Here is a 19667-nt window from a genome sequence, read left to right on the forward strand (position 1 = left end):
TGCACGCTGTTTGGAAGTATCTTTGTGATACTATTTTCAACCTGCCTGATTTAGAGACCAGTAGCGTTGAATGATTCCATTACCATTTGATTCTCCTTACATGAAACTCGACGAAAAAAAAGATATTACACACAAACATGACGACGATTGTTGCTCCTCTGAACCTAAGGTTCGCACCAAAGTAGCTCCCCAACACAATCATCAGCACGATCATGATCACGACCACGGCGATCACGACCATAGCCACGAAGGAAATGCTGACACAAGTATCCTGAAAAGTCGCTGGATGCTTTGGCTGAGCCTTTCTATCCTGGCCATTTTTCTGATCACCACATTTGTATTCAAAATAGAGGTGGACCGTACCCTGGAAATTGTTCTGATGGTCAGTGCGTATCTGCTGGCAGGGAACAAAACCATTGCGATCGCATTTCGCAGAGCACGCCGGGGCGATTTTTTCAATGAATTTACATTAATGACGATAGCAACTTTCGGCGCGTTCTTTATTGGGGAGTTCAGCGAGGGAGTTGCGGTAATGATATTTTACGAGATCGGCGAGCTTTTTCAGGACCTGGCGGTGAGCCGCTCCAAGCGTTCCATTAAGGCATTACTGGATATCCGCCCGGAATCAGTCACTGTTATCCGTGATGGCCAGAACTTACAAGTCGCGCCCGGCGAAGTGCTTATAGGCGAACGAATTCTGGTGAAAGCAGGTGAAAAAGTTGCTCTCGACGGCGTACTGGCATCTTCTGCGGGCACATTCAACACTGCAGCTTTGACGGGCGAATCACGACCGGATGTAAAAATGCAAAATGAACCGGTCCTCGCCGGAATGATCAATACAGAGAAAACTGTTGAGATCGATGTTAAAGCATTATTCAAAGACTCCAAACTTTCCCGGATTCTCGAAATGGTACAGGAGGCCACCGCCCGAAAAGCCCCTACCCAGCTACTGATCAGCAGATTGGCCAAGATTTACACACCTATTGTTTTTCTCCTGGCTGTCCTGATTATCCTCGTCCCGTACTTTTTTGTCGCTGATTACAATTTCAATGAATGGCTTTACCGTGGAATGGTGTTCCTGGTGATCGCCTGCCCCTGTGCACTCACGATTTCGATTCCATTGGGTTACTTTGGAGGAATCGGCCTGGCTTCGCGAAATGGTATTCTGATTAAAGGCGCTAATTTTCTGGACGTGATCACGAAGGTAAATGTAGTAGTGTCTGATAAGACCGGCACATTGACAAAAGGGGTTTTCAAAGTTCAAAAAGTTGAAACAGAACTTGATAAGAATCATTTTTTGACTCAAATCGCATCTCTCGAAAGCTACTCCACCCATCCGGTTGCCAAAGCAGTTGTTGAATATGCAAAGGAATTAACACTGGAAAAACCAATTGATGTTGAAGAAATATCCGGACACGGCCTGAAAGGAAAAGTGGCTGAAAATACATTGCTCGCAGGAAACCTCAAACTCCTTGATAAATTCAATGTATCCTATCCTCAGGAAGTGACGGAGGTAAAGGAAACCATTGTAGCACTGGCACTTAACGGAACATACGCAGGATATGTGGTCATTGCTGACGAGATAAAAACCGATGCTGCTCAAACGGTAGCAGAGTTAAAAAAATTGGGCATTCAGACGGTCATGCTATCCGGCGATAAGGAAGCCGTGGTTTCCCATGTGGCCCGCCAGTTGCAGATAGACCAGAGTTTTGGAAATCTGTTACCTGAGGAAAAGGTGAATATCGTTCAAAAGTTAAAAGACGAAGGTAAAATGGTTGCTTTCGCCGGCGACGGCGTGAACGACGCCCCTGTCATTGCGCTGGCCGACGTGGGTATCGCGATGGGTGCGCTAGGTTCAGACGCTACGATTGAGACCGCCGATATTGTCATTCAAAATGACCAGCCATTCAAAATTGTATCTGCCATTAAAGTCGGCAAAATTACCAAAGCGGTTGTATATCAGAACATTTCCCTCGCTATGGGTGTAAAAGTACTGGTGATGTTGCTGGGAGCTGGTGGAGTAGCGACACTTTGGGAAGCTGTTTTCGCGGATGTTGGTGTTGCTTTGCTTGCCATTTTGAATGCATATAGAATCCAGGGCAAACAAATTTAGTACTGCCGTCTAATTTGAACATATTAAGCATTAATCATCAAGCAAATGGGCAAAAAACTGGAATTGATCACGCAAGAGTTACAAACTTTCATAGAGGCTCAGAAAATATTTTTTGTAGCCACTGCTATGAGAGAAGGTACGGTTAACCTGTCTCCCAAAGGAATGGATTCCTTCCGCATATTGGGTCCGAACAGAGTAATGTGGCTCAATTTAACGGGAAGCGGCAATGAAACTGCGACACATTTACTTGAAAGCGACCGCATTACTGTCATGTTTTGCGCATTTGAAGGTAAGCCTTTGATTCTAAGGCTTTACGGTACGGCCAAAACATATCATCAGAGAGACGCTGAATGGGATGAATACATTTCGCTTTTCCCAAATCTGGAAGGAGCCAGACAACTTATTGACATACAAGTAAATATTGTTCAAACATCATGTGGTATGGCTGTTCCTTTTATGGATTACAACCGGGAACGGGAAGAATTGAATACGTGGGCGAAAAAGAAAGGGGTAGAAGGAATAACAGAATACTGGCAGCAAAAGAATACGAAAAGCTTTGACGGGTTTGAAACCGGAATATTCAACTGATTTGTCCAGTTGAAGGCGGTAGATAAAAATGTGTTCAAACAGTAACTATCCGTCGGGTTTTTCTTTATTAATTTCAAAATTAGGAAATCACTAAAACCACGATACGATGTCCAGAACCGCATTATTATCCTCGGAACAACTCCATGAAGAGTTGGTTGAGAACAACGAAAACCAGAATGTCGGCGATGTTTTACTATTTGAAAACGACAAAGTAAAAGTTTGGCACATATGTCTTCAGCCCGGCGAAAGAATTCACTATCACCGTCATAACTACGACTATTTCTGGACAGTTTTACAGGACGGCCAGGGTGTTTCCAACCAGGAGGATGGTAGCCAGGTAAGTTTCACATTCAAAAAAGGACAGACCTCTTTCCAAAATATCATTGAAAACGGCAGCTCCATTCATGACCTGCAGAATACCGGCACCAACGTCCTGGAATTCATCACAACCGAACTAAAATACTAGCCTGTGTTACTCCTGGTGCATAAACTTGATCACACCGCAGATCGCAGCCAGCACCAGGAGTAGTAACAACACGTTTCCGAATGTTTCAATAAAGCGCACAGCCCCGTCACCTGTCAGGAACAGTGCCATTGTTGTAAAATAACCCATCCTATACGATGGGTGTGAATGGAATCCCTGCTGCTTTCTCCAATGCAATGGTAACCCGCTCGATGCGGTCCACATTTCCCCGGCTGCTGTCCGAAACGGCCTGCGCGACGGAAGTCAGATAATCTCCACCAAGCTTGGTGTTGAAGAATGGATCACGGGACGCTAGAACGCCCCGCCAGTTTTTTCCAACAATGTTTCTTGATTTGATAAAGCGTATTAAAAGACGTTCCTTAATGGACAAACCCCCATATTCGGACACTCTGGCGTGCAGCTCTTCCATAGATTTAGTTTGTGTGTGTAAATTTTGTAATTTGCGTATTACGATAACTGATATATACAAAAGTACATTTTTATATAATCAATGTCAAGTATTTTTATACTTAATACAAAATTAATGACTACGGGAGAGCGGTTAAAACAGTGCCGGGAACTAATGAGATTCAGTCAGGAGCGTGTAGCACTGCATATGGACAAGGCCGGACGGGCAACGATATCAAATTGGGAAAATGACAAAAATGAGCCCAGCCTCACTGAACTCAAAAGACTAGCTGCGTTTCTGAACACCACTGTTGCATACCTGATGGGAGAAGCGCCTCAGTTTCAGGAACCAAGGGAGAATTATGTGATGGTCAAAAAAGACGACTTGATCGAGCTTCAGAAAAAAGCGCTCGAACACGAAGCAGAGAAAAACAAAGAGCTGCTGGAAAAGCTGGAAGTTGAAAAAACAAAAAAGCCGGAAGAGTAAAACTGCTAGGTTCTTCCCAAATGTACTTTGTTTTGGAATAGTGCCTTGAAACCAATGGCACAGGCAAAACTGAGGATCACCAGCAGTATCCAGAGTGTATTATAGCCCCACTCGGCCGCGATAAGCCCACCAGCGGCCGGTCCGAAAATCTGCGCGCCAGACTGCGAAACTGAATAAGCAGCTGAATATTTGCCCCTGTTTTCTTCCGAAGAACGGCTCATTACAAACGTGCTGATATAGGGCAGCGCGAGCATTTCGCCAGTGGTAAACAACAGTACCGCAGCACCGGCCAGCAAAATGGGTGCCGCCGCGGGTATCAGCAACATTATGAATGCAAAACCACTGAAGACGGTGCCCGCTATAATATAGAAAAAGTCTGGTCTGCGGTCACGGAGATTTTGGATCAGCACCATTTCGAATAGTGCGATCACGATCCCGTTCATTCCCAGCAAAATCCCGATCGTAGATTCGCCAATATGCATTTGTTCTTTCCAATAAACAGGTACCAGCCTGAAAAGCAGCGAGAAACAAATCATATACATGGATACCATCAATAAAAACCGGACGAAAAATGCGTCGCGCCATGGAGATTGCGTGCCGGTATGCTCCTGTGTAACTTCAATGATTTCGCGGTTAACTTTCCGTTTTGGCAACATCACAAGTATCAAAAGTCCAGCCAAAACGTAAACGACACCGTCCACCCAAAACAATAAATGGTAGTTAATAGCGGCCAGAATCCCTCCTACCGACGTCCCAAAACCAAATCCAATGTTCATAGCCAGCCTGTTGAGCGCGTAGGAACGCGTCAGGTTTTCACGTTTTGAATATGCCGCAATGGCCGTAATATTGGCCGGCTTGAAGGCTTCCACGAAAAAGCTTAGCACAATGATCAGGAAACAAAGTACTGTAAAATTGGACACCAGGCTAAAAAGAACAAAGAATACCCCGCTTAGTACCAGGCTCAACATTTGTACTGGGCGAAAACCCCATTTGTCCGTCAGGTAGCCGCCTGCCATAGCACCCAACACCGAACCTACACCGAATAATGTGATGATCAGACCCGCGTCGGCAATGCTACGATGTAGGTTTTGAGTAATATACATACTCATAAAAGGCACCGCCATATACCCGCAACGATTGATGAGAATGACAATGCTCAAAAGCCAGGTTTCCCTGCTCAGTCCACTAAATGAAACCTTGTAACTATCAATTATTTTTCGAACCATTGTTTAAATACTTTTGACAAAGTCTCATTTAAATCAGCGCCGTCATGATTTCAACGCTTTCTTCCAGTTCGCTTTGATTGGAAGATGCAAACCCAAGCCTGACGCCGCCAGCCAGGGCCGGCGGGAGATTGCTGGCCGATCCGTCAGAAAAATACAGGTCCTTTTGCAAAGCTTTGGCAGCAAGCGCTTTCAGATCAATCGCGGGGTCGAACCGTGTCCATACCGCCATACCTCCATCAGGAACCTGAAAATTGACATAATCATTCAAATGGGTCTTCATTAATTCGCAAAATGTATCTCGCCTCTGCTTATACACCCGGACTGACTTGCGCAGGTGCCGCTGCAAAACACCGGTTTTAAATAGCTCTGCGAGCGCATTTTCCAGCATTTGGTCACCCTGCCGGTCTACAATGCGACGGAAACGGGCGAGGTATGAAATCACATCCTCTGCTCCTACCAGGTACCCCACCCGAAGCGCAGGTGAGATGGTTTTGGTAAATGACCCGCAATACAGCACCATCCCTGTCGGATCTGCTCCTGCAAGCGGCAACAATGGTTTGCTCAAATAGTGAAAGTCGTAATCGTAATCGTCTTCAAAAACGATGAAACCATACTTTTCAGCCAGTTTCATCAGATTAATGCGGCGGTCAGCACGCAGGGCTACGGTGGTAGGATAATGATGATGTGAAGTCACGTACAGCAGCCTGATCGGCTGCTTCATGCAAATTTTCTCCAAAGCATCCACATCCATACCATACTCATCCACAGGCACTTCCACCACCTTGGCACCTGCATGAACGAAATTCATATTCGCCCCGAACCAGCCCGGAGAATCCACAGCCACGTAGTCGCCAGGTTTAATAAGGCCAGCGGTGGTCAGGTGAATGCCCATGATCACGCCGCGCACGATCAGAATATTTTCAGAAGTTGTCTTCAAGCCGCGGGTTTCGTTGAGATAGGCCGACAACTCCTGCCGTAGCCACAAAGATCCCTTCGTATCCCCGTAACCGAGGCGTACATAGGGATTTCCGTTGAGTAGTTGGCTTCGGTACGCACGAGAAAGATCTTCCAGAGGCGCAAGTCGCGGATCTGGAAAGCCATCGTCGAGGTGCAACCGCGTTCCGGCTTTTAGTACCGGCCTGTTCAGATATTCAGGAACATCGAATTGAAAACCCGCACTTTTCAGGTTTGCCGCTACTCTTTGACCATTCACTTTGGGCTCCGAAGGCTGAATTTCCGGCAAATTTTTGGCCACGAATGTCCCATTACCGGTATGACTTTCCAGCCAACCCTGCGCAAGCAACTCGTCATATGCCTGAACCACAGTACGTCTGTGCACTTTGAGCATCAAAGCCAGCTGCCGCGTGCTGAGTAACCGGTACCCGGGCTGCAACGTACCATTTCGGATAAGCGTCATCAGTTGGTTAGCTACCTGCAGATAAACCGGCAACCGTCCGGATTTTTCCACAGACAACAATGTGGGCAGGACTTGCATCATAATTGGACTACCATAATTATAAATATTGGATCAATATCGCCGTCCAATTAAAACATAATTTTGAGGAAAAACAAAAAAAACATGAGCACGACACCACCCTACCTCATTCCAAGCAGACTTGCTAAACGGACGCAATATGACACTGAAACGATTTGCTCCATTCTGGACGAAGCGTTGTTTTGCGTGATCAGCTACTCGGTGGACAATCGGCCATTTGCAATTCCTACCGCTTTTGTCCGGTATGAGGATAAAATTTATATCCACGGGTCAGTAGGAAGTCATTTCATCAGGGAAATCGAAAAAGGTATTCCTGTATGTATCTCCATCATGCTCACGGATGCATTGGTGGTTGCCAAATCAGCATTCAGCCATTCGGTGAATTATCGTTCGTTAACGATTTTTTCAAAAGCAGAAAAAATAGAAGATACCGAGACCAAACGTGCTGCATTTGAATGGCTTACCAATAAAATAGTACCCGACAGCTGGGAGTACCTTCGTCCTATGAAAGACAATGAGGTCAAAAAAACGACCGCGCTGGCCTTTTCGTTTGAAGAAGCATCGGCCAAAACCAGAACCGGTATGCCGAACGATGAAGAAGAAGATCTCGAACTTCCGATCTGGTCCGGATTGATCCCGCTCCAAACAAACAGACTGGCACCAATAGCGGACGAATTGAGTAAAAATATTCCGCTTCCTTCACATTTAATGTAACCGATGCAACCTTAGGCTAAATTTGATCATCTTTCACAAAAAAAGAGACCAGATTTAATCCAAAACATTGCATCCCTATGACAGGAAAGGAATTATTCGATCGTTACCAACTGGCTGCACTACGACACGGACTGGGTTCCAAAGAATTTCACTACGGAAATATTTTATATCAGGCATTACAACTGGAAGGAGAAGAGAAAATTTTCCAGCTACTCGAACAAGCAGAAAAAAGCGGCAAACGAGTAGAATTAGCATATTCCGTGGCCGCCCAGGACAACCGCCTGGATCCGGACATGGCGATTTTGGTCTGACGGGCAATGTGTTGTTGTTTGTTAGATCAAGACAAAAAGACCCTTTCTGGTAAAGAAAAGGCCTTTTTATCGTTCAAATTTGAGATACTACCGCCTAATCATCACTTTCTTCGAAAGTTTTGATCCGTCCAAATGTGTTACTATCAAGATATAAACCCCTGGTTCCAGATGTCTGACATCAATTTCACGAGTCCCTCCCGATGATTTACATACGGATTTGCCATTGATAGTCAACAATTGCATTTCGCGTATCTGTTCAGGAGTTTTAGATTCAACGAAGAGTCTATCCGAAACCGGGTTTGGATATATGGAAACCGTTTCAGAAAAGTTACCTTTTTCTAAAATCTCAGCTTTGCGCTTCACGGTTTCAGCCATTGCGTCTTCCGGTACAGGTGCGATATTAGTACCTAACAAATAGGCAGGCAAGTAACGCCAAGGACCATACGTTTGGCCGGTTAACGCAAGAGTCGGATCGTATTTTATTCGAACCCGTACCTTGGTCGCGGGCCCTTGTTTGGTTATCACACTTTTCAATTCCGTACCTCCAAGACCGAGACCGGTATATGCATTCTGCGAGCCGGTAGACTGGGTACTATTGGTAATGACATTATTCCCGCCCTTCGAAAATCCTTGTCCTTTAGCCCTCGTTTCCCATACGAGCTTTCCTTTGTTTCGGCCCAGGAACGATCTGGCATATAGTCCTGCGCCAAAGTTATTTTGAGGGAATTGGTTGTGGTTGATTACTGTAGTTAAATCGGAATTGTAGAGGCGGAGGTTGTTTTTGAGGTTATTGCCGGTGTTTCCGTAACAGACAAACGCTGCTCCGCTATTCCCAAACTCTGGACATCCTATCACTATATCGCAATATCCATCACCATTTAAGTCGCCTGCGCCCGAGACCGATTGTCCCATTTCCGACTGGTCATCCAGAACTTCAAATGTCGACATCGGCATAGCCTTGACTCCTAACTCAGACCCGCAGAAAAGAAATGCTTTTCCATTGTATAGTTTAACAATATTCCCACCAACCGTCTGAATCTTATAAAAATGTGGAGCTCCAACGATTATATCGCTATATCCGTCACCATTTACGTCGCCTGCTCCTGACAAAGAAGAGGCAAATCTTGATTCTGACTGATTCCCCTTTAAAATCATTGTAAAATTTGAATTAAGTCCAGCTGCCGAACCATTGTAAACAAAAGCAGCTCCCTCGTTTTGCAAATCTTTGTCATAACCGGGAGCACCTACAACAACATCCGCATATCCGTCGCCATTAATATCGCCTGCTTTTGATACTGACCAACCAAATTCTGATTCTGCCTGATTTTCTTCTAAGGTCAGCCTAGACAAGACGTTAATTCCATTACTTGACCCATAATATACAAATGCACGTCCTTCAGGTGTTTGGCCTTTTATGTAATATGGAGCACCAACCACAACATCATCATATCCATCCCCATTGACATCACCAGCACCAGAGACCGAATACCCCATGTATGCGGTTTGCTGATCACTTTCTAACCGCAATACAAACTGTGGAATAATTCCATTAGCTGATCCGTGATATATAAACACGACTCCCTCATTAAATTGTCCATTATCAAAAGCCTCCGCTCCCACCACTACGTCTCCATATCCATCACCATTCACATCACCAGCACTCGCAGCTGAACGACCCATCCAAGCATTGGCCTGATTACTTTGTAAAATTGTGTAGGTGTTTTTGTCTAAACCATTCATCGAACCATAATAGATGTAAGCGGCTCCCTCGTATATCTCTCCATTTGTATAATAGGGGGCACCAATAATTACATCTCCATATCCATCATCATTAATATCACCTGCACTAGCAACTGACTTGCCGAAGGCAGCATTATGCAGGTTGCTTTCTAATATTACAGAATACACAATATTATTGCCGTTGGAGGACCCTAAATACAAAAACACGGCTCCTTCATCTGATTGGCCATTATCATATAGATAAGCGCCTATAATTGTGTCATCATATCCATCCCCGTTAACATCACCAGCTCCCGCAACAGAATAACCTATTAAAGAATTTTGCTGATTTAGATCAAGAGAAAGGGAAGTAACCATATCCAAATTATAAGGACTTCCATGCCAAACAAACGCCACACCCTCATCATTCTCCCCTTTGTCATAAAGTGGCGCGCCAACCACGATATCACTATAACCATCCCCATTTACGTCACCCGCGCTAGCAACCGATCCTCCCAGGGAAGCATTCACCTGGTTACTCTCCAAAACTGATGCGGCGCTAGCTATTAATCCGTTTACAGAACCTTTATAAACAAATGCGCCGCCCTCGTTGGACTGGGCATTATCATAGTAATTGGCACCTACTATCACATCGCCATATCCGTCCCCGTTCACATCCCCCGCACTTGCCACCGAATACCCGGTCTGTGCTTCCGCTTGGTTGCTTTCCAGAACTGTTGCCGCATTTACGTTGATACCAGCCGCTGACCCGTGGTACACAAAAGCAGCGCCTTCATTGAGCTGCCCGTTGTCATATAAATATGCGCCTATGATCACATCACTGTAACCATCCCCGTTGACATCACCGGCTCCGGCCACCGACAAGCCCAGTATCGCGTCTGCCTGGTTACTTTCAAGAATTGAAACGGCGTTCCCAGTGATGCCCGCCGCACTTCCATGATAAACAAATGCGGCCCCCTCGTTAACCTGCCCCTTGTCATACCACATCGCACCTGCTATTACATCGCTGTACCCGTCGCCGTTCACATCACCGGCCCCGGTCACCGAATTGCCTAGTTTTGCTTCAACCTGGTTGCTTTCTATTGTAAATGCTGCAACCGGATTGATACCTGCCGCTGACCCGTGGTACACAAAAGCAACCCCTTCATTAGTTTGGCCCTTGTCATACAATGGGGCCCCGACAATAATGTCACTATAATTGTCCCCGTTGACATCACCGGCTAGGCTGACCGAATTCCCCAGGCGGGCCTCTATCTGGTTGCATTCCAGGAGTAACACCGCATTGGTTTTTATACCGGCCGCCGAGCCGTGATAGACAAATACGACACCTTCATTGCTTTGGCCTTTGTCGTAGGCCGGTGCGCCCACCAGAACATCACTGAACCCATCGTTATTGAGATCCCCCGCTGTTGAAACGGTTTGCCCGAACCGCGACTCGGCCTGGTTGCTTTCCAAAACCAAAGCTGGATTGGAACCGATTCCCGTAGCGGAACCGTGATAAACAAATACAACACCTTCATTGACTTCTCCCTTGTCGTAATACGGGGCACCTACCAGTACATCACTATATCCATCCCCGTTTACATCCCCGGCACTTGACACCACACCGGCATTGCCTGCAACCTGGTTGCATTCCAACAGGCCATTCGCATTACCCGGATGGCCATTGACGACGATAGGGTCGATGGTAACCGGGTAGCTTACGCCGGAGGTATTGACGCTGATCAAAATCTGTTCATTTTTATAGGACAAAGACGCGATCAGTTCCCTGCCAGTGGCATCCCAGCATTTGAGATCTTTATATACCAACTGTTTCCTGGCCGTGCCATCAGTATTTTCATCATAAAAATGAAGCTCATTATTCCCCAGGTCATTGACATTCAATCCCTTTGCAGAAAGCCTGACCTGTAATTCATTGGTGCCTTTCGGGGCAGACTGTACAATGAAATTCTGACGGACGCCTTCTTCATTATTAATATACTGCTCAATGAATCCGGCATGTTTAATGTCAACCTGATTACTTGCATTGCCTACATCTGCTTTATCCTGAGGCGAATAAATCTTTTTACCATCAGCAAAAATCCCTTCATTAACCAGTTTTAGTTTGAAATTATGACCAGCTGAGTCTTTGCGGTTCTGGATGGTCAAAACGCCGGGCCGGTAGTAGGCGCGCAGGTTTTGCTTGCGGTTTGGGCTTTGCAATGATTGCTTTTCCTCATCAAACGTGATATGGTACTCTCGCTGCACGAGGCCCTTCTGAATGTCGGCCACTGTAGCTTCCTGTACTATATCGGGCTCAGGTGTCCCTAGTGGCAGTTGCCTCGCACTTCCGGCAACGGTGACTTTCGTCTGTTGCTCTGCTGTAACTGTTTTGAAAATGTAAAACGAAGCTGCGGTAAATGTAACCAACAGCAGCGCCACGACATGCTTGTAATAATGTTTCATGACATCCCGGTTTGGAGGTTTGTAAAAAATGTGAAGCGACAATTGTTGCTGTAACAAATTTTACTATTTCCTCAAAACTGAATGCTAAGCGATTACCCAAAGGAGCCTACAATAATCAAAAGGTCTGCTGGCTCAATTTTTTTGCTGTTCTTGCAAACGGACCACAGCACATAATGACTTCTCAAAATCGAAAAGACCTGGAAGAAAAAATTCTTTCCAAACGTCAGCAAATTGAATTTGAAAAAACGAATATGGACCTTGCCTCTGAGTTTTCAGATGAAAACCGCGAAAATCCTGAGGTAATGGAGGAAGCGAAAAACTTCAATGACCCGGCCGACAGCGTGATTGAACCGGCTGATTTGAAATCGCTGAAAAGTGCTGAAAAAGAATTACATGCACTATTGAAGCAACTCGATGATCTTGGCAAAAGATAACTGTTACTGCGCTGCACTGACCGGCACATATACCTCCACCGACGTTGAATCGGAATCCTTGCCATTGGTTTTCCCGATAGCAAAATCTCCCCTGTTTACTTTGAATTTCCCGTAAAACACCGTCTGACCAGCATCAGTACGAAATGCGAATGGAATAGCGATGTCCTTTTTAATACCATGCATTTCCAGCTCACCATGCACCACAAAACCGGTATCTGCCTTAGAAACCAAAGAAGAGACGAAATGAATGACCGGATACTTCTCCACGTCAAACCATTTGTCGCCTTTGGCGTGCTTGTTCTTCAATTCGATGCCGGTGCTGATCGAGGCTACGTCTACGGTCACATCAAATTTTGAACTGCCTGGGTTCAATGGATCGAAACTGATCGTGCCATTCAACTTCTCAAAGCTTCCGTGGGCATACTTTCCGTCAAACTTGACCGAGTAACCAGATGCTATGTTCCAGTTTTGAAACATCATAAAGGTGAAAGAACTCAGAAACAATGTCGCCGCAACCCAATAAGTAATGTTTTTCTTAGTCATAATATTGTGATGATCAAGACCGCAATGGCGTTTTTACATATAATGTGAAGGATTTTTACCGGTATATTTTTTGAATGCTGTTGAAAAATGATGCGCATGCTCGTAACCCAGCGCATCAGCCACTTCCTCAACTGAAATCTTGCAGTTTGAGAGCAATTTCTTGGCATACTCCATCCGCAGCTGCCTCAAATATCCAAAAACAGTAGTTCCAAAAAGCAGCTTAAATCCCTTTTTGACCTTGAATTCGTTCAGTAAACAAATCTTGCTCAAATGTGCAAGATTTTGCTCAGCTAGAAAATTAGCATCCAGGTAGGCTCTCAGCTGATGCAACTTCTCAGCATCAGCACTATGAATTTCGTCATGCGTCACATAAGGTCGTCGAAACTGGTCCATCTGCAATGCCAGCAATTCGAGCGTTTTAGACTGAATCAAAAGATTTCGCATGGGCCCTGCTGCATTGCATTCACGTATTTCTTCAATCAGCCGGAGCATTGGGGGGGTCACGCCCAGCGTTCCCTTTATTCCTGAAAATGGCCTGTCATATTCCAGATTATTTTGGATCTGCTCACTCCAATGATCATCGCAGCCGATCGCATGTCTGAAAAAGTTCTTTTCCAGACTGATATGAAACATTTCAAGAAGGCTGTTGGAGCAAACCCGGTTAATGTCGCCGCCCTCGGGCGAAAACACCAGGTTATGTGTTCCTGGACGCATATTAAGTTCGTGCGTGATCCCCCAGAATTTGGTATCCAGATTTCCCGCCATCTGGAAATTAATGTTGATCGTATCCGACAATGTGGAATCGTGTAGCACCATTTCACGTTCCGTTTCCCACCGCAAATCCATCACATGCATGTGCGGAAACATTGCATTTTTGAAGCGGATCGTGCCGATCTCGGAACGATACACCCCAATGAATCCATTGCCTGGACCTGGTACCGGCGGCTGGCCTACCGATTGTGGATCAGGGAAGTGGCCAAAATCCATAATATCCGCTGAGTTGAGGGTCAGGGCAGCCATTTTAAATCTAGTTCTAAGGTTATTAATAGTAAGAATGCAATACGAAAATAGTCGCTTTTACTGCAAATGGTTTGTCTCAATTACTGAACGGTACCTTTATTGTTTATACATAAAATCCGTTTTGCGTTGATACTAATCCTTTCAACGTAGGCGAAAAAAATGGATAGTCCGGACCTTTGCTATGTAATTAGTTTTTAGCAAAGCCATGATAAGAAAAATTCTAAAATGGACGGGTTTGACACTGGGAATGGTCATCCTGTTGGTGATTGCGGGTTTTGTTGCCGCATCGGTTAATGTAAACAGGCGCATTCAAGAGGACTATTCTTTCAAAAAAGAAGAGATAGACATCACCGCGGACAGCGCGGCGCTGGCCAGGGGAAAGCACCTCGTGGCCATCAAAGGGTGCCAGGATTGCCACGGCACCGACCTTGGCGGTAAAATCATGATGGATGACGGGGCTGTGGGAAAGCTTTCGGCCAGCAATTTGACCAAAGGCAATGGCGGGTTGCCGCAAAGTTACGGTCCGGCAGACTGGCTCACGGCACTCCGACACGGTATTGGCACAAACGGCAAACCGCTTTTGTTCATGCCGTCACACGAAACTGCATTGCTCTCTGAGCAGGACATTTCCGCGATCATTGCCTACTGCGGGCAAGTACCAAAAGTCGATCGCAAATTACCTGCCAACGACCTCGGCCCGGTCGCAATCATCATGAGCGCACTGGATAAAATGCCTCTGCTGTCCGTCGAAAAAATTGATCACAACAGGCCAATGATCGCAAAAGCAGATTCCTCGGAAGGTGTAGCACAGGGAAAATATCTTTCGATATCATGTAGCGGGTGCCACCGTGAGGATATGAAGGGTGGCGAGCCGCTGGCACCGGGTTTTCCGCCGGTACCTAACATTACCAGTTCCGGCCATGTCGGAAAATGGTCTCAGCAGCAGTTCATTACAACATTGACTACCGGAAAAACACCGGAAGGACATGTGCTGAAAAACGATGACATGCCCTGGAAAATGACGGCTCAGTACACCAAAACAGAACTGGCGTCACTTTATTTGTATTTGAAATCTATTTAGGGACCATTGACCAATGACCATTGACGATTGACCAATGTATTTCGCTTTTATTTCAGCGAAATATATTGGTCTTCGTTTCATTTGATCCCGGTGGCAACTGGTCGGTCATTACGTGACCATTCGCTCCATGAACCAACATATAGTCCGGCTCCGTCCAGTCCGGCTTCCGACATTGCCAACAAGGTATGGCAGGCAGTTACACCCGAGCCGCAATGCACAATAACATTCCGGGGGTCACGATCTGCAATGGCCTCGCGGTATTTTACAGCCAATTCATCCACTGATTTAAAGTCCCCATTTTCGTCCAGGTTAGTCGTGTAAGGAATGTTGACTGCACCGGGAATATGGCCTGCAACCAGGTCTATTGGCTCACTCTCACCTACATACCGGTAATTTTCCCTGACATCAATGACCATAAATTCCGGGTTGCTGGCAACGTTAGAAACGAAATCTGCATCAATAACCGGCAATTTCCATTCGGTAACAGGGTATGGTTCCTTCTTGGAATGAATGGAAGTCGTTTTCGATATTGATAGTCCTGCTTTTGCAATAGCATCCAGTCCTCCACTCACTACGTACACCTTTTCGTGGCCTGCGGCTTTGAGCATCCACCAAAATCTCGCCGCTGCATTCGCGCCTTTTTTGTCATCATACACGATTACAATGGACGACGGATCTATTCCAAGTTTCCCCAAAAATTCTCCAAAGTTCTCAGGTTTAGGAAGCGGGTGCCTGCCTCCGTGAGCGGCATTTGCTGATTTTTCGGAAAGGTCTGTTTCAAGATCCGCAAATAATGCGTTTTCCAGATGTCCCGAATTAAAATGCTTCAAAGCATCCGCCCCACCCCGCGCATCAATCAAAACCGGATTTTCATCCCTTATAAAAGCTTTCAGCTGATCTGTTGTAATGATATTCATATCGGTGTCTATGGTTTATCAAATATAATAAAGTGACCTTTTTCTAAAAATAGCGTCCAATAGAAACACTTCCGTTCTCTATCTGTCGAAATTACCGAATTGCACCAAAGCAATTGTAGCTATTAATAAGATTGAAGGCTATTTACTAAATTTTGATCATCCGGAAGGCAGATCGAAAGCCATATTTTTTCGTAAATTTGGATATAGTGCCTCTAACCAGTATGATTTTATCCATGCGCTGCTAGAAATGGCTTGCGCGGGGAAATTTCCTTCTTAACATGACGATAAACGAATTTGACAAAGTAGTTCTTGCCGAAAACATCGCAGAACTTGGATTGGAAATCGGTGATGTTGGAACAGTCGTTATGACGCATCAGAATGGAAAAGGTTTTGAGGTGGAATTCGTAACCCTCGATGGGAAGACCATCGCCGTTGAAACTCTGTTCCTTCATCAGATCCGCCCCGTGCGCCAGGGCGAGATCGCCCATGTACGTGAAGGTCAAAACGTTAGCTTATAAATTATCCTTCCTGCCCAAGATTTTTTTGCGGAAATCTGTAAATATTTCACATTGACTGTAAGATTCTGGTCAAAACCGCAACCTATTGTGAAATGATCGGAATTTTATGGAAAAGATTTTCCTGCAAACTATTAAGGAACACCAGAATATCATTCACAAAATCAGCCGGATGTACCGGAACACGAAGGAGGATCAGCAAGATCTTTTCCAGGAAATCGTGTTTCAGCTCTGGCGCGCTTTCCCTGGTTTCAGGCAGGAATCGAAAGTGAGTACCTGGATCTACCGGATCGCCCTTAACACCGCCATTGCAGTTTACCGAAAGTCAAAGGTCAACATTAGTTTGTCGGACGATCTGCCGGAGCACGCTGATTTGGAAACTGATATTTCAGAGCAGGAAGAACTAATGTACAGGGCCCTGAGGCAGCTCAATGATTCAGAAAAGGCACTTATTTCTCTCTATCTGGAAGATTATTCTTACCAGGAAATTGCCGACATCACCGGTATCAGCGAAAACTATGTCGGTGTACGGCTCAACCGGATTAAAGAAAAACTCAAATCCATTTTAAACCAAAAATAATATGAACATCGATGACTTGAAATCCGGCTGGCAAAACGCTGGCGGCCAATCTCTGACAGAAAAAGAGCTTGAAATGATGACCAAAATTCAGAACCATCCCTCGCTGAAAAAAGTCCGTTTAAAATTCATTATTGAAGCTACATTACTTACGATACTGCTTTTTGTTTATTACGACGGCTTTGATGGCGCTGAAAAGCCCTTTTATGTCAATATGTTGTTAGTAGTGAGCATTTTAATGTACCTGACCAACAACCTCATAGGCTACTTTTTCACTAAAAACCCGGTCAATGCTGTAAACATTAAGCAGTCGCTTGCCCGGCAAGTGGATACATTGAAAAAGATCTCCGTATTTTCAATGTTGTCCTCCATCATTTACGGCTCGTCGCTGCTCTTGTTTCTAACTTCCGAAATTGCATTTACCCAGCGCAAATACATCATACTAGCCGGTATCGTGATCGCATTCGCTTTGCTCTTTTACTACTCATTTATTAACTGGCAAAGAAAAATCGCCCATTTTAAGCTGTTGGAAGAAGAATTTTGAGAATTTTGTGTTTCTAACATGAAGTCATCATAACCAGCAGGATCAAATTGAAAATGAATAGTTCCGAATTTCTGCCGGCAGATCTTGAACAACTGCCGGCTCTTCAACCTTCTGACTGGGGCGATCTGATTCCGAGATTCCGGTATTTTATCGAATCTGATGTTTGTTCACCTGTTAAAATTGAGGAAAACGGGCAAATGGTGGCCATCGGAACGTCGGTTTTTCATAGCGATACGGCCTGGCTTGCCTGTATTGTCGTGCATCCCGATCACAGGAATAAGGGACTTGGAAATACGGTCACTCGTTCTCTGATCGACGATATTGACAGAAACCGCTACGAAACCATATACCTGGATGCTACGGAATATGGTTATCCGGTTTATAAAAAACTGGGCTTCGAAGTTGAAACTCAATATGCTCACCTTCGTTTGGAAACCGGGCCGGTTGCTCTCCCTATATCGCCCAACATTATTCCGTACGAGGACAAATTCAATGCACAGGTTTTGGCGCTGGACCGAATGGTTTCAGGAGAAGATCGCAGCGCTATATTGAAAGATTTCCTCTCACAAATGAAAGTTTACCTTAAAGAAAACCAGGTACATGGCTTTTACATTCCGGGCTGGGGCGACGGGCCGATTATCGCTCACAACAATGAAGCAGGGCTGGAACTGATGAAATTACGCATTCAGGAATACGACTCTGCCGTATTACCGATCGCCAATCTAGCCGCAATGGAATTCCTGAACGAACATCGTTTTGAAATACGCAAACATTCACGCCGCATGTTACTCGGGAAGCAAAGAGATTGGAAACCGGAGCTGCTATTCAACAGGATCAGTGGACAGCTGGGCTAATTATCTCAAAACCAGTTCACTGATCTTAGAAAATTCGGTATGGGGAGCCATAGCCTTTATTATTCCTTTTCTATCAATGAGGATAAAATAAGGTGTTTCGCTGATCTTGTACCGATGGTTAAAACCATAAGAATCGGGCACTGGAACAAAGCCGCAGTTACGTTTGGGAATAGCGTCCAGGCATTCATCCTCGGTATTTAATGTGGTGCCCAATGACACAATTTCCACACCTTTTTGCCGGTTTCCATCAATAAAACTGGAAATTACCTTGGTGCTGGCCAATGTATAAAGTGGTTTTTCAAACTTTACCCAAAAGCCAAGCAGGATATACTTTCCTTTTAATTTCTCAGAATTATACTCTTTTCCATCCAGACCAGTCATCACAAAAGGTGCGATGGGCTCTCCTATTTCCGGCATCAGATCCGGATTCTGCATCACCGATCCGTCACTTTGGATCATTAACTGGCTCTTTTTAATCACTTCAAAAGACGAAGGTTTTCCATATTTGTCGAATATCGGCTGAGTTTTGTATTTACCCGGGTTCTTCGTCAGCAGCTCATCGTAAGTGGCATAGCTGATCCGCTTACCAGTTGAATGATCAATGATGGGCGTTTCTTTATTCATCACAAACTGCTGGCTCACCTTTCCGTTATAGCGGGTCACCCTTGGTTCATCGGGTTGGGCGCTCAGCGTACCTACACAGGCGATGATTGTCAATGTGGAAAGCAGCGTTGCTTTCCAGTCACTTGGGAACGATTTTTGAGTAAAAGATTTCAACAGTATCAAAACTTTGATATTTTCAAGCACTAAAACGGAGTATATTTTGCTGATATAACTGATTATCCGGCTTCATTATTTTAAGCAGACTAACTTAATCATTGAATTTAATATGTTTGAACGGATACGTGACAAGTTGGGAATTTTATCCAGACGGAGCGCCGGGAGCCAGCGAAGAACTGATGAAAGAGGCCGGTCTCTATGCCGACCGCATGAGCATTAATCTTGAAATGCCTACCGAAACCTGCCTCAAATTGCTCGCTCCCGAAAAATCTCACATGGAAGGAGTATTTCAAAAACACCAACATCCAGGCCCGTAAAAATATGCAGTGGCACATCCGTCATGTACCCAGGAGATATTGGAAATACCTCTCAGAAAAGCAGGAATAGGCTATACGTTTCTCGTACGTCGTAA

24 protein-coding genes are annotated in these 19667 nt (G+C 45.2%); 15 read left to right on the forward strand and 9 right to left on the reverse strand.

What is annotated here, in order from left to right; all coding sequences use genetic code 11:
* Positions 1-100: 100 nt before the first annotated feature.
* The 3 genes from ON006_RS10620 to ON006_RS10630 all read left to right on the forward strand — a co-directional run bounded on the left by ON006_RS10620 (position 101) and on the right by ON006_RS10630 (position 3167).
* The gene (locus ON006_RS10620; RefSeq protein ID WP_244819758.1) at positions 101-2113 is read left to right on the forward strand and encodes a heavy metal translocating P-type ATPase; all 2013 of its coding nucleotides are present in this window, start codon (positions 101-103) and stop codon (positions 2111-2113) included.
* Positions 2114-2158: 45 nt separating this feature from the next.
* Positions 2159-2701, forward strand: a complete 543-nt coding sequence (locus ON006_RS10625) for a pyridoxamine 5'-phosphate oxidase family protein (protein WP_244819759.1) — start codon at positions 2159-2161, stop codon at positions 2699-2701.
* Positions 2702-2807: 106 nt separating this feature from the next.
* Entirely contained in the window at positions 2808-3167 is a 360-nt protein-coding gene (locus ON006_RS10630) for a cupin domain-containing protein (protein ID WP_244819760.1), read from the forward strand.
* 6 nt (positions 3168-3173) lie between these two features.
* On the opposite strand, the gene ON006_RS10635 is transcribed toward ON006_RS10630, so the two are convergent.
* Complete coding sequence (locus tag ON006_RS10635) at positions 3174-3296, reverse strand: hypothetical protein (protein WP_255772858.1); 123 nt, start codon at positions 3294-3296, stop codon at positions 3174-3176.
* A 19-nt stretch (positions 3297-3315) separates the two neighbouring features.
* Positions 3316-3594: a hypothetical protein gene (locus ON006_RS10640; protein ID WP_244819761.1), complete on the reverse strand. Its 279-nt coding sequence runs from the start codon at positions 3592-3594 to the stop codon at positions 3316-3318.
* Positions 3595-3708: 114 nt separating this feature from the next.
* Here ON006_RS10640 and ON006_RS10645 point away from each other — a divergent pair, with 114 nt between their 5' ends.
* A complete protein-coding gene (locus ON006_RS10645) occupies positions 3709-4059 on the forward strand; it encodes a helix-turn-helix domain-containing protein (RefSeq protein ID WP_255772859.1) in 351 nt (116 codons plus the stop codon).
* Positions 4060-4064: 5 nt separating this feature from the next.
* Here the strand turns inward: ON006_RS10645 and ON006_RS10650 are convergent, their stop codons facing one another.
* The gene (locus tag ON006_RS10650; RefSeq protein WP_244819763.1) at positions 4065-5285 is read right to left on the reverse strand and encodes an MFS transporter; all 1221 of its coding nucleotides are present in this window, start codon (positions 5283-5285) and stop codon (positions 4065-4067) included.
* A 28-nt stretch (positions 5286-5313) separates the two neighbouring features.
* Positions 5314-6783 carry an aminotransferase-like domain-containing protein gene (locus ON006_RS10655; protein ID WP_244819764.1) on the reverse strand — a complete coding sequence of 490 codons (1470 nt, stop codon included), beginning with the start codon at positions 6781-6783 and terminating at the stop codon, positions 5314-5316.
* An 81-nt stretch (positions 6784-6864) separates the two neighbouring features.
* Here ON006_RS10655 and ON006_RS10660 point away from each other — a divergent pair, with 81 nt between their 5' ends.
* Entirely contained in the window at positions 6865-7494 is a 630-nt protein-coding gene (locus tag ON006_RS10660; RefSeq protein WP_244819765.1) for a pyridoxamine 5'-phosphate oxidase family protein, read from the forward strand.
* A 77-nt stretch (positions 7495-7571) separates the two neighbouring features.
* Positions 7572-7805, forward strand: coding sequence for a hypothetical protein (locus tag ON006_RS10665; RefSeq protein ID WP_244819766.1), 234 nt, complete (start codon positions 7572-7574; stop codon positions 7803-7805).
* 87 nt (positions 7806-7892) lie between these two features.
* On the opposite strand, the gene ON006_RS10670 is transcribed toward ON006_RS10665, so the two are convergent.
* Positions 7893-11990: an FG-GAP-like repeat-containing protein gene (locus tag ON006_RS10670; RefSeq protein WP_244819767.1), complete on the reverse strand. Its 4098-nt coding sequence runs from the start codon at positions 11988-11990 to the stop codon at positions 7893-7895.
* A 173-nt stretch (positions 11991-12163) separates the two neighbouring features.
* Between ON006_RS10670 and ON006_RS10675 the strand changes: the two genes are divergently transcribed.
* Positions 12164-12424: a hypothetical protein gene (locus ON006_RS10675; RefSeq protein WP_244819768.1), complete on the forward strand. Its 261-nt coding sequence runs from the start codon at positions 12164-12166 to the stop codon at positions 12422-12424.
* 3 nt (positions 12425-12427) lie between these two features.
* On the opposite strand, the gene ON006_RS10680 is transcribed toward ON006_RS10675, so the two are convergent.
* Together ON006_RS10680 and ON006_RS10685 are read right to left on the reverse strand one after the other, a co-directional pair.
* Complete coding sequence (locus tag ON006_RS10680) at positions 12428-12967, reverse strand: YceI family protein (RefSeq protein ID WP_244819769.1); 540 nt, start codon at positions 12965-12967, stop codon at positions 12428-12430.
* A gap of 33 nt (positions 12968-13000) precedes the next feature.
* Positions 13001-13987, reverse strand: coding sequence for a helix-turn-helix domain-containing protein (locus ON006_RS10685; RefSeq protein WP_244819770.1), 987 nt, complete (start codon positions 13985-13987; stop codon positions 13001-13003).
* A gap of 205 nt (positions 13988-14192) precedes the next feature.
* Here ON006_RS10685 and ON006_RS10690 point away from each other — a divergent pair, with 205 nt between their 5' ends.
* The gene (locus tag ON006_RS10690; RefSeq protein ID WP_244819771.1) at positions 14193-15068 is read left to right on the forward strand and encodes a c-type cytochrome; all 876 of its coding nucleotides are present in this window, start codon (positions 14193-14195) and stop codon (positions 15066-15068) included.
* A 77-nt stretch (positions 15069-15145) separates the two neighbouring features.
* Here ON006_RS10690 and ON006_RS10695 read toward each other — a convergent pair whose 3' ends face one another.
* A complete protein-coding gene (locus ON006_RS10695; RefSeq protein WP_244819772.1) occupies positions 15146-15985 on the reverse strand; it encodes a sulfurtransferase in 840 nt (279 codons plus the stop codon).
* A gap of 82 nt (positions 15986-16067) precedes the next feature.
* Between ON006_RS10695 and ON006_RS32325 the strand changes: the two genes are divergently transcribed.
* The 5 genes from ON006_RS32325 to ON006_RS10715 all read left to right on the forward strand — a co-directional run bounded on the left by ON006_RS32325 (position 16068) and on the right by ON006_RS10715 (position 18475).
* On the forward strand, positions 16068-16262 hold the full coding sequence (locus tag ON006_RS32325) for a DUF6883 domain-containing protein (protein WP_374760211.1): 195 nt from the start codon (positions 16068-16070) through the stop codon (positions 16260-16262).
* Position 16263: 1 nt separating this feature from the next.
* A complete protein-coding gene (locus ON006_RS10700; RefSeq protein ID WP_255772860.1) occupies positions 16264-16503 on the forward strand; it encodes a DUF4926 domain-containing protein in 240 nt (79 codons plus the stop codon).
* A 106-nt stretch (positions 16504-16609) separates the two neighbouring features.
* Positions 16610-17080, forward strand: coding sequence for an RNA polymerase sigma factor (locus tag ON006_RS10705; RefSeq protein WP_244819773.1), 471 nt, complete (start codon positions 16610-16612; stop codon positions 17078-17080).
* A gap of 1 nt (position 17081) precedes the next feature.
* Positions 17082-17621, forward strand: a complete 540-nt coding sequence (locus ON006_RS10710; protein ID WP_244819774.1) for a hypothetical protein — start codon at positions 17082-17084, stop codon at positions 17619-17621.
* Between the two features lie 53 nt (positions 17622-17674).
* Positions 17675-18475, forward strand: coding sequence for a GNAT family N-acetyltransferase (locus tag ON006_RS10715; protein WP_244819775.1), 801 nt, complete (start codon positions 17675-17677; stop codon positions 18473-18475).
* On the opposite strand, the gene ON006_RS10720 is transcribed toward ON006_RS10715, so the two are convergent.
* Positions 18476-19252, reverse strand: coding sequence for a TlpA family protein disulfide reductase (locus tag ON006_RS10720; protein WP_267609978.1), 777 nt, complete (start codon positions 19250-19252; stop codon positions 18476-18478).
* A 116-nt stretch (positions 19253-19368) separates the two neighbouring features.
* On the opposite strand from ON006_RS10720, the gene ON006_RS10725 reads away from it, so the two are divergent.
* Positions 19369-19572 (forward strand): hypothetical protein, encoded by a 204-nt coding sequence (locus ON006_RS10725; RefSeq protein WP_244820534.1) that lies wholly within the window; start codon positions 19369-19371, stop codon positions 19570-19572.
* Positions 19573-19576: 4 nt separating this feature from the next.
* On the forward strand, positions 19577-19642 hold the full coding sequence (locus ON006_RS10730; protein ID WP_244820522.1) for a hypothetical protein: 66 nt from the start codon (positions 19577-19579) through the stop codon (positions 19640-19642).
* Positions 19643-19667 lie beyond the last annotated feature (25 nt).

It is taken from the genome of Dyadobacter pollutisoli (genome assembly GCF_026625565.1).
Lineage (GTDB): Bacteria > Bacteroidota > Bacteroidia > Cytophagales > Spirosomataceae > Dyadobacter > Dyadobacter pollutisoli.

Excerpts from the sequence above, each read along its gene's own strand:
- ON006_RS10690 (WP_244819771.1), top strand. The coding sequence starts at position 14,193 with ATGATAAGAAAAATTCTAAAATGGACGGGTTTGACACTGGGAATGGTC.
- ON006_RS10700 (WP_255772860.1), top strand. The coding sequence starts at position 16,264 with ATGACGATAAACGAATTTGACAAAGTAGTTCTTGCCGAAAACATCGCA.
- ON006_RS10680 (WP_244819769.1), bottom strand. The coding sequence starts at position 12,967 with ATGACTAAGAAAAACATTACTTATTGGGTTGCGGCGACATTGTTTCTG.
- ON006_RS10710 (WP_244819774.1), top strand. The coding sequence starts at position 17,082 with ATGAACATCGATGACTTGAAATCCGGCTGGCAAAACGCTGGCGGCCAA.
- ON006_RS10685 (WP_244819770.1), bottom strand. The coding sequence starts at position 13,987 with ATGGCTGCCCTGACCCTCAACTCAGCGGATATTATGGATTTTGGCCAC.
- ON006_RS10620 (WP_244819758.1), top strand. The coding sequence starts at position 101 with ATGAAACTCGACGAAAAAAAAGATATTACACACAAACATGACGACGAT.
- ON006_RS10625 (WP_244819759.1), top strand. The coding sequence starts at position 2,159 with ATGGGCAAAAAACTGGAATTGATCACGCAAGAGTTACAAACTTTCATA.
- ON006_RS10675 (WP_244819768.1), top strand. The coding sequence starts at position 12,164 with ATGACTTCTCAAAATCGAAAAGACCTGGAAGAAAAAATTCTTTCCAAA.
- ON006_RS10630 (WP_244819760.1), top strand. The coding sequence starts at position 2,808 with ATGTCCAGAACCGCATTATTATCCTCGGAACAACTCCATGAAGAGTTG.
- ON006_RS10715 (WP_244819775.1), top strand. The coding sequence starts at position 17,675 with ATGAATAGTTCCGAATTTCTGCCGGCAGATCTTGAACAACTGCCGGCT.
- ON006_RS10650 (WP_244819763.1), bottom strand. The coding sequence starts at position 5,285 with ATGGTTCGAAAAATAATTGATAGTTACAAGGTTTCATTTAGTGGACTG.
- ON006_RS10635 (WP_255772858.1), bottom strand. The coding sequence starts at position 3,296 with ATGGCACTGTTCCTGACAGGTGACGGGGCTGTGCGCTTTATTGAAACA.
- ON006_RS10640 (WP_244819761.1), bottom strand. The coding sequence starts at position 3,594 with ATGGAAGAGCTGCACGCCAGAGTGTCCGAATATGGGGGTTTGTCCATT.
- ON006_RS10660 (WP_244819765.1), top strand. The coding sequence starts at position 6,865 with ATGAGCACGACACCACCCTACCTCATTCCAAGCAGACTTGCTAAACGG.
- ON006_RS10655 (WP_244819764.1), bottom strand. The coding sequence starts at position 6,783 with ATGATGCAAGTCCTGCCCACATTGTTGTCTGTGGAAAAATCCGGACGG.
- ON006_RS10695 (WP_244819772.1), bottom strand. The coding sequence starts at position 15,985 with ATGAATATCATTACAACAGATCAGCTGAAAGCTTTTATAAGGGATGAA.
- ON006_RS10705 (WP_244819773.1), top strand. The coding sequence starts at position 16,610 with ATGGAAAAGATTTTCCTGCAAACTATTAAGGAACACCAGAATATCATT.
- ON006_RS10645 (WP_255772859.1), top strand. The coding sequence starts at position 3,709 with ATGACTACGGGAGAGCGGTTAAAACAGTGCCGGGAACTAATGAGATTC.
- ON006_RS10670 (WP_244819767.1), bottom strand. The coding sequence starts at position 11,990 with ATGAAACATTATTACAAGCATGTCGTGGCGCTGCTGTTGGTTACATTT.
- ON006_RS10665 (WP_244819766.1), top strand. The coding sequence starts at position 7,572 with ATGACAGGAAAGGAATTATTCGATCGTTACCAACTGGCTGCACTACGA.